Below are 14,313 nucleotides of genomic sequence, written 5' to 3' on the forward strand. Positions count from 1 at the left end.
TCGAGCCCGCGGCCGCCGGCTTCATTTTTGTCTCATGCCTTGCATCCGAGGGCGGCAGAGGTTTACGGTCCGGGTTAACGTTTAAGTGAGTGTTAGTGAGCACTTCTTCGAAACTTGGAGCAACTATGATCAGTCGGCGACGGTTTCTGCAGGTGACCGGTGCGGCGATTGCCACCTCGACGACGCTGGCGGCCTGTGGCGACGGCGGAGCGTCTAGCGGCGGTGCGAAGGCGTCCGGTGAGCTCAAGCTCCCGACGTACAAGCCGTTCGAGGGGCTGCGCCCGGACTTCCCGGGGGCCGAGTCCGGCCTCGAGCCCGGGTTCCTGAAGTTCCCGGCGGACGCGATCTCGAGTGTGAAGGCGCCGCCGCTGAAGAACGCGGTGACCGCGCTGACCGAGACGTTCGCGACGCCCCCGCCGCCGATGGGCAGCAACCCGATGTGGCAGGCGCTGAACTCCGCCCTCGGCGCCGAGCTCAAGCTGACCATCGGCACCGACCCGGGCTACCCGGAGAAGTTCGCCACGCTGCTCGCCAGCGACTCGCTGCCGGACCTGATGTGGCTGCCGCCGAACCAGGGCATCCCGAACATCGGCCCGATGCTCGAGGCCAAGTTCCAGGACCTGACCAAGTACCTGTCCGGCGACGCCGTGCTCGAGTACCCGAACCTGGCCGCGCTGAAGCCGGCCTCCTGGCGGACCGCGGTGGTGAACGGGAAGATCTGGGGCGCACCGATCCCGTCGACGCCGTTCGGCCAGGTGATGATGGGCAACCCGAAGACCTGGGCCAAGGTCGGCGGCCTGCAGTGCACGACCGCGGACGAGTTCTTTGCCAAGTGCAAGGAGCTGAGCAACGGCACGAACTACGCGCTCGAGCCCGCGATCATCAACATGCTGCACATGTTCGGCGAATGGTTCGGCGCCCCGAACAGCTGGCGGGTGAACTCCGACCGCTCGCTCACGTACCTCTACGAGACCGACAACTACAAGGCCGCCGTCGAGTACGCCGCGAAGCTCTGGGCCGCCAAGGTGTTCTACCCGGACCTCAACCTGGCCGACGCGACGCCGAAGACCGTCAACGGCCAGATCGCCGCGCAGGTGACGGTCGGCCCGCGGGCGACCGCCGACTTCCGGAACCTGGACCCGACGCTGTTCGTGGACACGATGATCCCGTTCGGCCATGACGGCAAGGCGAAACCGACGTACGACATGGGTTACGGCACGGTCGGGTTCACGCCGTTCAAGAAGACCGACGAGGGCCGGATCCGCGAGCTGCTCGCGCTGATGGACTACCTGTCCGCGCCGTTCGGCACCAAGGAGTACCTGATCAAGAACTTCGGCGTCGAGGGGCAGCAGTACACCCTGGACGCGCAGAAGAACCCGGTGCTGACCAAGGCCGGCAACCAGCAGGCGCCCGGTCTGGTCAGTGCGCTGCAGATCATGAACTCGCCGGAGAGCGTGATCTTCAACCCGGCGTACCCGGACGACACCAAGAAGATCTACGCGACCGAGCAGAAGCTGCTGAAATACGCGATGCGGAACCCGACCGCCGGCACGTACTCCGACACGTCGAGCAAGCTCGGTCCGAAGCTGACCGCGGCGTTCCGGGACACGATCGTCGACATCGTCACCGGCCGGCAGAAGATGGACGCGTACGACGCGGCGCTGAAGCGCTGGAAGTCCGGTGGCGGTGACAAGATGCGCGACGAGTTCGCGGCGGTGCTGCCTGCGAGCGTGCCGGTGACCGGGTCGTGATGCTGAAGTCGAGTGCGGCCGAGCGGCAGGTCAAGAACGGCCTGCCGCTCAAGGCGAAATGGGCCCGGGACTGGCAGATGGTGCTGCTGATGATCCCCGGAGTCGTGTTCCTGCTGGTGTTCTTCTACCTGCCGGTGCTCGGCAACGTGGTCGCGTTCCAGGACTTCCAGCCGTACCTCGGGATCATGCACAGCGAGTGGAACGGCCTGCAGAACTTCGTCAACCTCTACGACAACCCGGACTTCTGGGACGCGTTGCGGAACACGTTGCTGCTGGCCGTCGTACAACTGGTGCTGTTCTTCCCGGTGCCGATCGGGCTGGCGCTGATCGTCGACTCGCTGGTCAGCAACCGGTTCCGGCGGTGGTTCCAGACGATCGCGTACCTGCCGCACTTCCTGTCCTGGGTGCTGGTCGTGACGCTGTTCCAGCAGTCGCTCGGCGGGGCGGGGTTCGTCAACAACCTGCTCCGGCACGCGGGACTGGATCCGATCCCGTTCATGACCAACCCGGACACGTTCCCGTTGCTCGTGGTCGCGCAGCTGGTCTGGAAGGACGCGGGCTGGGCGATGATCATCTTCCTCGCGGCGCTGACCACCGTGGACGTCTCGCTGTACGAGGCAGCCGCCGCGGACGGCGCCGGCCGGTGGCGGCGGCTGTGGCACATCACGCTGCCGTCGCTGCGGACCGTCATCGTGCTGCTGCTGATCCTGCGGATCGGCGACATCCTCAGCGTCGGGTTCGAGCAGTTCATCCTGCAGCGCGACTCGGTCGGCCCGGGTGCGGCCGAAGTACTGGACACGTTCACGTACTACGCGGGCGTGGTCGGCGGCGACTGGAGCAGCGGGGCCGCGGCCGGTCTGGCCAAGGGTGTGGTCGGGGCGCTGCTGTTGTGGGGCGCGAACTCACTCGCTCATCGGCTCGGCGAGCCGGGTATCTTCCAAAGGCGCGGCGCATGAGACCTATCTGGAAAGAGCGTCCATCTCCTGGCTATCAGGCGATCAAGGCTCTGGTGCTGGGCGGTTTCGCGCTGGTGATCGTGATCCCGATCCTGGTCGTGATCTCGACGTCGCTGGCCAGTGATCGCGACATCATCGATGCCGGTGGGTATGTGCTGTGGCCGTCGCATCCGACGCTGAAGGCGTACCAAACGCTGTTCGGCGGCGGGTTGATGGGCCGCGCGATCCTGGTCAGTGTCTTCGTGACGTTGGTGGGTACGGCGATCGCCCTCGCCGTCACGATCGCGCTGGCGTACGCGACGTCGCGACCGGTGCTGTTCGGGCGGCCGGTGTTGCTGATGGTGCTGTTCACGTTGCTGTTCGCGCCGGGGATCATCCCGATGTTCCTGGTGGTGAAGCAGCTCGGGCTGCTCGACAGCCTGTGGTCGCTGATCCTGCCGGGGGCGCTGGGTGCCTTCAACTTCGTTGTCCTGCGCACCTTCTTCATGAACGTGCCGGGTGAGTTGCTGGAGAGTGCGCGGATCGACGGCGCGAGCGACTTCACCATCCTGCGACGGATCGTGCTGCCGCTGTCGAAGGCCGTGGTCGCGGTGGTCGGGCTGTTCTACGCGGTCGGGTTCTGGAACGCGTTCTTCAACGCGCTGCTGTACCTGAACGACACGTCGAAGTGGCCGGTCCAGGTGATCCTGCGGACGTACGTGCTGCAGGGCAAGTCGCTGTCGGCGGACCAACTCGGCGTACATCCGCCGTCGCAACCGCAGTCCCTGCAGATGGCCGTCGTCGTGGTCGCACTGGTCCCGATCGCCATGGTGTACCCGTTCCTGCAACGGCACTTCACCAAGGGCGTCATCACGGGTGCGGTCAAAGGCTGATCTGCAACAATCGTCCTATGTCCTCACCTGCGGCCGATCGGCCGACGCTGCGCATGGTGGCGAAGGAGGCAGGTGTCTCGGTCGCGACCGTGTCCTACGTGCTGTCCGGGCGGCATCGCAGCCACACCATCAAGGACACAACCGCGGACCGGGTCCGCGAGGCCGCCACGCGACTCGGGTACCGGCGCAACGATGCGGCGCGCGCGATCCGGACCGGGAAGTCCGACCTGGTCCTGCTCTCGCTCAGCGTGCTCGCCGACCCGTGGTCGCAGGCGGTCGCGGCCACGGTCAGTACGGCGGTGACTCCGCTCGGCAAGACCGCCCTGATCGTGGCCGACGGCGACTGGCGGACCGTGCTGGCGAACCGGACGCCGGACGTGATCTTCATCGACAGCGTGAAGCCGGATCCGTCCCAGATCGCTGAGCTGGAGGCGTTTGCGGCGCAAGGCGTGCAGATCGTGGCGTTCAGCGAGACGCTCGAGCCGGAGGGCTTCGACGTGATCCGGTCGGGCGCCGAGCCGCGGTGTCATCTCGCGGTCGAGCATCTGCTCGAGCACCACGACCGGGTCGGCGCGCTGACCTCGCGGACCACGGACTTCGCGCGCTTCGACGCCTATCTGAACACGTTGCGTGCCGCCGGCAAACCGATCAGGGACGACGACGTCGAGGTCTTCGAGCAGCATCCCGAGGGTGCGTACCGGGCCGCGATGGCGTTGCTGTCCAAGCCGGATCGGCCGACCGCGCTCTACTGCACCACGGACTTCGCCGCGATCGCCGCCGTACGGGCAGCGCATCGGCTGCGGATCGACGTACCGCGGGAGCTGGCGATCGTCGGCGTCGGCAACACGCCGGAGGGCGAGCACCTCGACCCGTCGCTGTCGACGGTCGGGCCGGTCAACTTCAACGAGGCGCTGGCGCAGATCATCGTGAGCAGGCTGACCGATCGAGAGGGTGTTCCGGGTGAGGTGTTCGACTTCCCATGGCAGTTGATCGTGCGGGAGTCGTCCCGGGTATGAGCCGGCCGAACGTCGTACTGATCTGTGTCGACGAGTGGCGGGGTGATGCGCTGTCGTGCGCCGGTCATCCGTACGTCGAGACGCCGCATCTGGATGAGCTGGCGCGGGGCGGGGTGCGGTTCAGTCGGGGGTATTCGGCGACGCCGACTTGTGTGCCGGCTCGGGTCGCCTTGTTTACCGGGCAGTCGCAGGAGCGGCACGGGCGGGTCGGGTACACCGATGGTGTTCCGTTTGATGCTGCGCATCCGGTGACGATCCAGGGGGAGTTCCGGCGGGCGGGGTATCACACGCAGGCGATCGGGAAGATGCATGTGTGGCCGGAGCGGGCGCGGCTCGGATTCGATGACGTCGTACTGCATGACGGATTCCTGCATCATTCGCGGCGGGAGTATCGGCAGCAGTTCGGGTTCTTCGACGACTACGTGCCGTGGTTGCGGCGGCAGCCGGGGGTTTCGCCGGACGCGGAGTACTTCGACCATGGGGTGAACTGCAACTCGGTGGTCGCGCGGCCGTGGGACAAGGCGGAGTCGTTGCATCCGACGTCGTGGATCGGGACGTCCACTATCGACTGGTTGTACCGGCGCGATCCGACGAAGCCGTTCTTCTTGTACCTGTCGTTTCATCGGCCGCATCCGCCGTACGATCCGCCGGCCTGGGCGTTCGACCGGTACGACGCGTTGCCGCCGTACGAACGGATGCTGGGTGACTGGGAGAGTGACTGGGACGAGTTCCGGCGGGACGGGGACTACCAGGCGTCGATCGGGGATCTGCCGGACCGGGTCGTGCATCGGGCGCGGGCCGGGTACTACGGGTTGATGGCGCAGATCGACTTGCAGATCAACCGGATCCGCGAGGCGCTGGTCGACTTCGGGGTGTACGACGACACGATCATCGCGTTCACGTCGGACCACGGCGAGATGATGGGCGACCATCGGATGTTCCGGAAGTCCGTGCCGTACGAGGGATCGGCGCATGTGCCGTTCATCGTCGCTGATCGGGCGTCGGCTGCGGGTGCGACGCGGGGTGGGGTTGTCGATCAGGTGGTCGAGTTGCGGGACGTGATGCCGACGTTGCTGGATCTGGCCGGGGTGCCGATTCCGTCGTCGGTGGACGGGTGTTCGCTGGCGCCGTTCCTGCGTGGGTCGTCGGTGCCGGTGCGGGAGTGGTTGCACGGGGAGCATCTGCATTTCGGGCAGTCGATCCAGTGGGTGACGGACGGGCGGGTGAAGTACGTGTGGGGGTCGGAGCGTGGGGTGGAGCAGCTCTTCGACCTGGTGGAGGATCCGGGTGAGTTGCGGAATCTGGTTGCGTCCCGTCCCGAGTTGCGGGCAGTGTGGCGGGATCGGCTGATCGAGTCGCTGACCGGCCGCGAAGAAGGATTTGTTGCTGATGGCAACCTGGTGACCGGCCGTCCGGTGACCGCGATCCTCGAGCACACCAGGGAGAGAATTGCTGCCGCCGGGTGACGACTGGAGCTTGGTAGACGTCGGTGAGTCCGATACGACGGTCTACCGGCGGGGTGACGTCTTCGCCAAGTGCTGCGGTCCGTCGGGTGTGGCGGAGCTGGCCGGTGAACGCGACCGGGTGGAGTGGCTGGCAGGCACCGGGATCCCGGGCGCCAAGGTCGTCGATTGGTTCGAGTCGTCCTCGGATGGCGCGTGCCTGCTGACCTCGGCCGTCGCGGGTGTGCCCGGCGACGCGCTCCCGCCGTCGTCGTACGAGCGCGCGATGCGGGGGTTCGGTGCGGTGCTCCGGGATCTGCATGCGTTGACCGACTGCCCGTTCGAGCGCCCGCTGGCGACGGTGATTGCTGTCGCGGAGGACGTCGTACGGCGGGATGCGGTGAATCCGGACTTCCTCACCGACGAGTGGCGGCTGCTGAAGCCGTCGGATCTGCTCGACCAGGTCGTTGCTGAGAGCCCTTATGTCGAGAGTGTCCTCGAGCCTGTGGTCTGCCATGGTGATGCCTGCTTGCCGAACGTGTTCTTCGATCCGCAGACGTTGGAGGTCACCGGGCTGATCGACCTTGGCCGGCTTGGGGTCGCTGACCGGTACTCCGATCTGGCTCTCGCGAGTGTCCAGCTCCAGGACGAGTGGTCCGCTGATCCGGCGACATTCCTCGAGGCTTATGGGCTCGTCGAGCCTGATCCGCGCCGGCTGCACTTCTTCCGCCTCCTCGATCCACTCACCTGGGGCTGATCCGCATGCTGGTCGAGCTCGTTGCGTTCGTCGTCTCCCGCCAGCACGCCTTCGAGGGGCGACCGGTCGACGGGCCACGCCCGGATCCCGAGCCGGTCGCGCGCACGTCGATTGAGGTTCGCGCCGGACTGGGTATCGTCGGCGATCGCTACTACGGCCAGAAGATCCACAAGAACGCCGCCGTCACTCTGATTGATGCTGCCTCGCTTGACGAGGTCGTCCGGACGCTCGGTCTACCCGGCCCGCTCGACCCGCACCTCACCCGCCGCAACATCACCCTGCGCGGCTACCCGATCGACGAGTTGGCCGCACATCGCGCAGCCGACGGCACACGCGTCACCGGCCGCCGCTTCACACTCGACTCCGGCGCTGGCCCTATCACCTTCCAGGCCAACCGCCCCGCCAACCCGTGCGCCTGGATGGACGAGGTACTCGCCCCCGGCGCAATGAAGGCCCTCCGCGGCCACGGCGGCATCCGGGCGACGCCGCTGACATCCGGCGTACTCCAACTCGGCCCAGCCGACCTCACCGTCCTGGACTGAGCTCCGGGCGACTCCTGCCGCCGTGGGTGGCTGAGTCTCTGGCGGTTTCGGCCGAGCTCGCCGTGCTCGCCGGGGTTTCGGGTGGTTTTCGGTGGGGCGTCGTACCGTCTGAGGGTGAGGTTGGTGGGGGCGATTGTGGTGCTGGCGGTGTTGGCCGGCTGCACGGACACGGCGGCGACCAGCCCGAGCCCGACATCACCCGTCCCGACGATCTCGCCGTACGCCACCCCGACGCCGACCGACCCGACGCTCAAGCCGTCCACTCCCACGCCGACCCCTGCGCCGCGGCCGACCGGCGTCGGTCCGGTCAGCATGTCGATCCCGGCGATCGGCGTACGTGGATTGCGGGTGGTCGCCTACACAGGCACAGCCGACGACTGGCCGGGGACCAAGATCCAGAATCGCGGTGTTGCCGCGAGCCCGCGCGGCAAGGCCGGTGGCGTCGGCCCGGGTGAGGTCGGCAACTTCATCATCACCGGCCACCGCGTCAGCCACGGCCGCCCCCTGGAACACGTACCCGACCTGCAGAACGGCGACCACATCCTCATCACCGCCAACGGCACCGTCTACGACTACGTGGTGACCCGAACGATGACCATCTCGTTCCGCAAACCCGCCGAGAAGGCCCAGCAGAACGCAGCAGTCCCCGGTCAGCCAGGCACCAAGCCGACCCAACCGATGATCACCATCTCCACCTGCGCCACCATCGAAGACCACGCCGCCGGCAACTTCTGGCACGACACCCTCGGCAACCCCGAACACCGCATCAACAAAATCGGCGTCCTCACCGCGAGCCATTCGGTTTGATCTGCCATCGACCACAGGCGAACCTTGGCAGATGACCACTCCAGATCCCGACAGCGTCGTCGAAGAACGGTGGATCATCGACGCCAACCTGCGGCCGCTGTGCGAATCCGTGGCGGAATTCGTGGGATACGAGTTCGACGACTCCGACTGGCAGGCCATCGACACCGCTCTGCCGACGACAGATGTCGAGCGTTCCGTCTGGTACGACTACCCGTTCTCGGGTCAAGCACCCGTGACGCTGGAAGTCGCAGCCGATCCAGGGTCGTCCGTGGTCTTCGTCAGGTTCTTCGACGTGTCCGACGACCGTACGAAGGCACAGATCGAAGCCGCGCTACACATCTTCGCCAGCTGGGAGCTGGCTTAGTTCAGGTCGTCGCGCCGCCCGGCCTACTTCCGGCCGAACTTCCACCACTTCGGTTTGTTCATCTTGATTTCGTCCGGGGTCATCGGCGGTGGGACGGGCGGCCGGGACTCCTCGGTGAGGAAGTTGCCGGACTCGGTGTCGTACGGCGTGACGCCTAGCTTGCGGCTGATTTCCATCACGATCGGGATCGAGCGTGGGCCGTCGTTCAGGTAGAACGTGATGTCGCGGACCTCGACGCCCTTGCCGATGGTCATCTCGACGTCGTACTCCGGACTTCGCAGCGCCAGCCAGGACGGTTTGCTCGTGTCCACATCCGGCACCACCTCCCGGACCGCAGCCACCACGTCGGTCGCCGTACCGACCGATGGCGGCTCGTAGTCGACCGGCATGTCGTCGAGGCGACGTACGCCTCCTGGCCCGCGTACCGCATAGACAGCCCAGCTCATGCCCCCAGCATGCCAGGCGGTCAGCGCTTTCGGGCGGCCAGGATCGCAAAGGTCAGATACTCTCCCTGATCCGTCTCGAGCATGTCGAGCGAGCCGTCGCGTCGCTCGTCCCGGTACTCCGCGACCGCGCGGGACCATCTGAGCCAGTCCGACCAGCCATTCTCCTGCAATCGGGCCGCGGTGACGTCGACCAGTTCCGTGATCTCCCACTGGAACCGCCACCAGTCCGCGGTGTGCCAGGCGAGCGCCTCCCACCCGACCACACTCTTGATGTGCTCCGGGATGAGGCCGAGCTCCCGGACCTCCTTCGTCATCGCCGGAGTCGCGACTCCGAACTGACCGCCCGGCTTCAGGAAGCTGGTGATGTAGGCGAGGTAGTTGTCCGCGGTCCCGAAGTACTCGTACGCGTCGACGCAGACGATCGCGTCGAAGAAACCCTTCGCGAACGGCAGCGTATGAGCCTCCGCCTTGAGCGTCACCACCCCGGCCTGCGGCGCGATGTACGCAGCGGCCTCCGTCGGGTCGATCCACAGGTCCGCGGCCCACACCTGTACGCCGTACTCCTTCGCCAGGAAGACCGCGGTCGCGCCCTTGCCGGATCCCAGGTCGAGCACCCGCATACCGGGTCGCAGATCCAGCTCGCGGGCCAGATCCTCCAGCAACCACAGGGGATTCGGGCCCATGTCGCCGGACAGCAACCACTCGGCGTCGTACTCGTTGGCCCTTGGATAATCTTCGTGCTTCAGCTCCACCACGCGCACAGGGTAGCGGTGCCAAAACGGGATGTGCTCGGGTTTTTCGACCAGCACAGTGGGTGAATGGTTGATCTTGATCCGTTGATCCACGAGTTCTATCGGGACCGGTACGTCGAGGACGATCGGCTGATCCGGTCCGGGCACGGGCGGCTGGAGTTCGTGCGAACGCAGGAGCTGCTGCGTCGATGGCTGCCGCCCGCGTCCGACGTACTCGATATCGGCGGCGCGACCGGGATCCACGCGCGCTGGCTCGCCGCGGACGGTCACCGGGTCACGCTGGTCGATCCGGTCGTGGAGCATGTCGAGCAGGCGGCGACCGCGGGTACGTTCACCGCGGAGGTCGGCGACGCCCGGCAACTCCGACAGGCCGACGCCAGCGTGGACGTCACGCTCCTCCTCGGCCCGCTCTACCACCTGGTCGAGGCGTCCGACCGCGCCCAGGCGTTGTCCGAGGCGCTCCGCGTGACCCGCCCTGGCGGCCTGGTGATCGCGGCCGGGATCAACAGGTACGGCGGTCTGATCGAGGCCGGCAGCAACGGTCACCTGAGCCCGGAGAACCTCCACCTGTTCACCGAACCTTTCGCCTCCGGCCGCAACGACGGCAAGTCCGGCTTCACCGTCGCGTACTTCCACCACGCCGACGAACTGTCCATCGAACTCAGCACCGCCGGCCTCACCGACGTAGAGGTCCTCGGCGTAGAAGGCCCCGCAGCCAACGTCCTCCAAAACACCCCCACCGACGACGTCGACGCTCTCCTCCCCGCCGCCACCCTGCTGGCCCGCCACGTCGAGTCCGACCCCAACCTCATCCCCACCAGCTTCCACTTCCTGGCCCGCGGCACCCGCTGACCCGTGATGCCCCTTCGGGCAAAGCTGTCCAGGGGGTGACGGTCGCGAAACGATGTCAATAGGTGCAACTCGGTTTTCGGCAAGGTGGTGTAGGCCGTAACATCAGCCGTCGGCCGGCACTGGGGGTGTTCCGGCCGTTCTGGCGAATGGGTGGGACCGGCGTGGGGCCGGTACTGGGGAGAAGCGGGGAAGTCATGGCCGACAAGCCGGCACCCAAGCCTGGTCACTTCCTGCCTGGCGGCGAGGGTGAGCAGGGGACGACGGACACTCAGCGTCCGACCGTGCCGTCGACAGCTGCGCCGCTGGCGGCGCCGACGCCGCGACTGGGCGGCGAAGCCCCGCCAACGCCGCCCCAGCTGCAAGGGACCCGGATCGACCCCCGGCGTACGACGTTGTCCGGCAGCCGGCTCGGACCGCCGTCGGCCGACGATCCGGCCGCCGCGGCGTACCAGGCGGTGTTCCACCCGCAGCCGATCCCGTTCGACCCGACGAAGCGGCGCTCGAAGGGCCTGGTCGCGCTGATCGTGGTCGCCGCGCTGCTGTTCGTCGGCGGTGCTGTGACGTTCGCCGTCAAGGTGATCTCGTCCGACGACTTCAGCGTGAACCCGATCGTGACGCCGTCCGTGAAGCCGACTGGCGAGCCGACGACCACCCAGCCCCCGGTCGGGAAGGGTACGCCGGACGCCGACATCGTCGGCAAGAACGCGATCTACGCGGCCGGCGCGATGCCGGTGGTGAAGTGCCAGGAGCCCGCGTTCCGGCCGACCTCGATGGAGAACGTGCGCTCGTACTACGAGGCGCTGACGGCCTGTATGGACAAGGCCTGGAAGCCGATCGTGACCAAGGCCGGGTTCGAGTTCTGGTCGCCGCGGCTGATCATCTACAACGAGGGCGACGAAACGGCATGCGGCGTACAGAAGGACCTCGCGCTGTACTGCCAGGACGACCAGGGCGGCAGCGCGACGATGCCGTGGCAGAAGATCGTCGAGGACTACCCGAAGCACAAGGCCGAGATCCGCGCGGAGATGGCGCAGACGTTCGCCTTCGTGTACGGCGTCCACGTGCAGAACCTGACCGGGATGGCCGACGCGTCCGACAACCTCGCCGACACGGCCGCGAACAAGACCAAGCAGTTCGAGCAGCAGCGGCGGGCGGCGCTGCAGGCGTACTGCTTCGGCGCGGTGTTCTTCGGCGCGGCCAAGAACAGCTTCCCGCTGCGCGGTGAACTGCTGAACCAGTGGAACGGGCTGATCCTGCGCCGCGGCGACGACAAGACCAAGGACAAGACCCCCGACCATGGCTCGAGCAAGAGCCTTGCCCTGTGGATGAACCAGGGCTTCGCGACAACCAACCCGGGCAGCTGCAACACTTTCGTCGCAGCATCCGCGAAGGTCAGCTGAGCGAGATGGGAATGGTCGATGCCTGAGTCCGAGGACGGTACGCCGAAGCCGGGACACTTCCTGCCCGGCGGCAGCGAGGAGCCGGCCGCCGGCACACGTCCGCTGACCCTGAAGAGCCGCCAACCCGACGGCCTCGGGAAGGCCCGCTCGGTCGCGCTGGACGACTCCCAGGTACGCCGCAAGGCCCGCCCGATCCCGACCGAACCGGGCACCACGAGCGAGTACAGCGGCCCGCCGATCGCACCGCTCGCCGGCGCCCCGCTGCCGCCCCTCACCGGCACCCGCCGGATCGGCGGTCCTCGTACGACGGGCTGGCACAAGAACCCGTCCCGCGGCGTACCGCAGTTCTCGACCGAACCACCGCCGGTCAAGCCGCCCCGCCACTACTCGCACCGCGTGATCGCCGGCCTCTCGGCCCTGGTCCTCGTCATGCTCACCGGCGCCACAGTCGCCGGCTTCAAACTCATCAACTCCTACGACACCAGGGTCGACAACCCACTCTCGCAGCCGTCGGTGAAGAAGTCCCAGGTCCCGATCCCGGTCCCCCCGGACCCGACGGTCACCGTCACGGTCCCGGGGATCCCGGACATGGTTCGCCTGCAGAAGAACAAGATCTACACGTCCGGCAAGGTCGCGGCGATCAGCTGCAAGGAGCCGGCGATCAAGCCGGACTCGCAGTCCGCGATCCTGCGCTACTACCAGGCGCTGCTGCCCTGCCTGAACAAGGCGTGGGAGCCGATCGTCAAGCGGGCCGGCTACGACTTCCGGGCGCCGAAGCTGAAGCTCCAGAGCAGTCAGGCCACTTCCGAGGACGACTGCACCGGTGAGTCGAAGACCGCTTACTACTGCAGTGACGACGAGAGCATCAACATCAGCTGGAAGAACGACCTTGCGTACTACAAGGACAGCCCGCTCAGTGCCCGCGTCTGGATGCTCGACACGCTCGCGCACGAGTACGGCCACCACGTCCAGCAGATGACGGAGATGATCACCGCGTCGTTCTCCCGCGAGGGTTGGACGAACTCCAAGGCGATGAAACTCGAGTGGGCCCGGCGCCGGGAACTGCAGGCGACGTGCTTCGGCGCGGCCTTCCTCGGCGCCAACAAGAAGCCGCTCGGGTTGTCGGGAGAGAAGCTGCGGCTCTGGCAGTGGGAGGTGCAGCACTCCGGCGACGAGTACAACCCGAAGAAGGTCCGCGACCACGGCTCCCGCAAGAGCAACTGGGCCTGGTCCGACCCCAGCTTCAAATCCGCCAGCCCCGCCTCCTGCAACACCTTCAGCGCCCCCGCCGCCAAGGTGAGCTGATGCACCGCGGACCGGCGGTGGCGCTGGTCGCGTCGGCTTTGGTGTTGGCCGGTTGCGCGCCGTCGCGTGCGCCTGCCGCTGCACCGGCACCCTCGACGACAACACTGACCGCGACGACGCCGTCCGCGACGGCACCGCTGGTGACCCCGACGCCGAAACCCAGCCGAGCACCGGTTGCGCCGAAGACCGTGCGGGTTCCGCCGAAGGCACCGGAGGCGACCCCGACGTACCGGTCGTTGGAGAGGAAATACCTGGTCCGCAACAGGATCTACTCGGCGGGTCGGGTTCCGGCGGTGACCTGTGCGTTGCCACAGATCGCGCTGACGACGCGGAAGGAAGTTCAGCAGTACGCGAACGCGGTCCTGGGCTGTCTCCAGCGAGCCTGGAAGTCAGTTGTCGAGCGGTCGGACGTCGCGTTCTTCTCCGCAAAGGTGTACTCCGTCAATGCGGGTGCGAAGACCCGCTGCGGGATTCTCACCAAGGAGGTCGGGGGCTTCTACTGCGCGGCGGGCTCCGGCATCTATCTCGACTGGCAGGAGTTCGTCGAGGACAACGAGTACGACCGGGTGTGGGCCGGGGTGTACCTCCAGTTCACGATGGCGCACGAGTTCGGCCACCATGTGCAGCAGTTGGTCGGAATCTCGGAGTACTACGACGAACGATCGGAACGCATGAAGGGCGCGCTCGCCCTGCAAGAGATGCGCCGACACGAACTCCAGGCGTCCTGCTTCGCCTCCGCGTTCCTCGGCGCGAATCAGCAGACCCTCGACCTGTACGACGCGAAGTTTCAGGCGTACCGGGACGCGGCGTACTCCGGCGACGACGACCCACCGGCATCCACACCGGACCACGGATCCCGCAAGAGCAACACCACCTGGGCCGAGGCCGCCTTCACCTCCAAATCCCCCTCCGCCTGCAACACCTGGGCCGTCCCCGCACAGCGAGTCACATGACCATCCCGAAACGCCTGTTGCCCGCGACAATCACCGCCCTGTGTCTCCTGTTCGCAGCAGCCTGTACGCCGACCGACGCCGCACAAAAGCCGCTTGTC

The 14,313-nt window shown here is 66.9% G+C and carries 15 protein-coding genes; 13 read left to right on the forward strand and 2 right to left on the reverse strand.

Annotation, left to right across the window (positions count from 1 at the left end):
* Positions 1-125 precede the first annotated feature (125 nt).
* The 9 genes from ACFWUU_RS33620 (at position 126) to ACFWUU_RS33660 (ending at position 8,507) form a co-directional block, all read left to right on the forward strand.
* Positions 126-1,751, forward strand: a complete 1,626-nt coding sequence (locus tag ACFWUU_RS33620) for a sugar ABC transporter substrate-binding protein (RefSeq protein ID WP_380181581.1) — start codon at positions 126-128, stop codon at positions 1,749-1,751.
* On the forward strand, positions 1,751-2,707 hold the full coding sequence (locus ACFWUU_RS33625) for a sugar ABC transporter permease (protein ID WP_233714504.1): 957 nt from the start codon (positions 1,751-1,753) through the stop codon (positions 2,705-2,707). Before ACFWUU_RS33620 ends, ACFWUU_RS33625 begins: the two co-directional genes overlap by 1 nt.
* Positions 2,704-3,579, forward strand: coding sequence for a carbohydrate ABC transporter permease (locus tag ACFWUU_RS33630; RefSeq protein ID WP_363870522.1), 876 nt, complete (start codon positions 2,704-2,706; stop codon positions 3,577-3,579). The genes ACFWUU_RS33625 and ACFWUU_RS33630 overlap by 4 nt, the downstream gene beginning before the upstream one ends.
* A gap of 17 nt (positions 3,580-3,596) precedes the next feature.
* Positions 3,597-4,595, forward strand: a complete 999-nt coding sequence (locus ACFWUU_RS33635; RefSeq protein ID WP_380181583.1) for a LacI family DNA-binding transcriptional regulator — start codon at positions 3,597-3,599, stop codon at positions 4,593-4,595.
* Complete coding sequence (locus tag ACFWUU_RS33640) at positions 4,559-6,061, forward strand: arylsulfatase (protein WP_380181585.1); 1,503 nt, start codon at positions 4,559-4,561, stop codon at positions 6,059-6,061. The genes ACFWUU_RS33635 and ACFWUU_RS33640 overlap by 37 nt, the downstream gene beginning before the upstream one ends.
* Positions 6,045-6,794 carry a phosphotransferase gene (locus ACFWUU_RS33645; protein ID WP_380181587.1) on the forward strand — a complete coding sequence of 250 codons (750 nt, stop codon included), beginning with the start codon at positions 6,045-6,047 and terminating at the stop codon, positions 6,792-6,794. The genes ACFWUU_RS33640 and ACFWUU_RS33645 overlap by 17 nt, the downstream gene beginning before the upstream one ends.
* 5 nt (positions 6,795-6,799) lie before the next feature.
* Positions 6,800-7,336 carry an MOSC domain-containing protein gene (locus ACFWUU_RS33650; protein WP_380181589.1) on the forward strand — a complete coding sequence of 179 codons (537 nt, stop codon included), beginning with the start codon at positions 6,800-6,802 and terminating at the stop codon, positions 7,334-7,336.
* A gap of 114 nt (positions 7,337-7,450) precedes the next feature.
* Positions 7,451-8,143, forward strand: a complete 693-nt coding sequence (locus ACFWUU_RS33655) for a class E sortase (protein WP_380181591.1) — start codon at positions 7,451-7,453, stop codon at positions 8,141-8,143.
* Positions 8,144-8,174: 31 nt separating this feature from the next.
* Positions 8,175-8,507 carry a hypothetical protein gene (locus ACFWUU_RS33660; protein ID WP_380181593.1) on the forward strand — a complete coding sequence of 111 codons (333 nt, stop codon included), beginning with the start codon at positions 8,175-8,177 and terminating at the stop codon, positions 8,505-8,507.
* 23 nt (positions 8,508-8,530) lie between these two features.
* Here ACFWUU_RS33660 and ACFWUU_RS33665 read toward each other — a convergent pair whose 3' ends face one another.
* Both ACFWUU_RS33665 and ACFWUU_RS33670 read right to left on the reverse strand, forming a co-directional pair.
* A complete protein-coding gene (locus tag ACFWUU_RS33665) occupies positions 8,531-8,953 on the reverse strand; it encodes a hypothetical protein (protein ID WP_137252639.1) in 423 nt (140 codons plus the stop codon).
* Positions 8,954-8,973: 20 nt separating this feature from the next.
* A complete protein-coding gene (locus ACFWUU_RS33670; protein WP_380181595.1) occupies positions 8,974-9,708 on the reverse strand; it encodes an SAM-dependent methyltransferase in 735 nt (244 codons plus the stop codon).
* 63 nt (positions 9,709-9,771) lie between these two features.
* On the opposite strand from ACFWUU_RS33670, the gene ACFWUU_RS33675 reads away from it, so the two are divergent.
* The 4 genes from ACFWUU_RS33675 to ACFWUU_RS33690 all read left to right on the forward strand — a co-directional run bounded on the left by ACFWUU_RS33675 (position 9,772) and on the right by ACFWUU_RS33690 (position 14,215).
* A complete protein-coding gene (locus tag ACFWUU_RS33675) occupies positions 9,772-10,557 on the forward strand; it encodes a class I SAM-dependent methyltransferase (RefSeq protein WP_380181597.1) in 786 nt (261 codons plus the stop codon).
* 194 nt (positions 10,558-10,751) lie between these two features.
* Positions 10,752-11,957, forward strand: coding sequence for a neutral zinc metallopeptidase (locus ACFWUU_RS33680; protein WP_380181599.1), 1,206 nt, complete (start codon positions 10,752-10,754; stop codon positions 11,955-11,957).
* An 18-nt stretch (positions 11,958-11,975) separates the two neighbouring features.
* Complete coding sequence (locus ACFWUU_RS33685; protein WP_380181601.1) at positions 11,976-13,262, forward strand: neutral zinc metallopeptidase; 1,287 nt, start codon at positions 11,976-11,978, stop codon at positions 13,260-13,262.
* Positions 13,262-14,215, forward strand: coding sequence for a neutral zinc metallopeptidase (locus ACFWUU_RS33690; protein WP_380181603.1), 954 nt, complete (start codon positions 13,262-13,264; stop codon positions 14,213-14,215). The genes ACFWUU_RS33685 and ACFWUU_RS33690 overlap by 1 nt, the downstream gene beginning before the upstream one ends.
* Positions 14,216-14,313: the final 98 nt, after the last annotated feature.

Origin of the sequence: Kribbella sp. NPDC058693 (assembly GCF_042715335.1) — a bacterium.
In the GTDB taxonomy this organism is placed as follows: Bacteria; Actinomycetota; Actinomycetes; order Propionibacteriales; family Kribbellaceae; genus Kribbella; species Kribbella jiaozuonensis.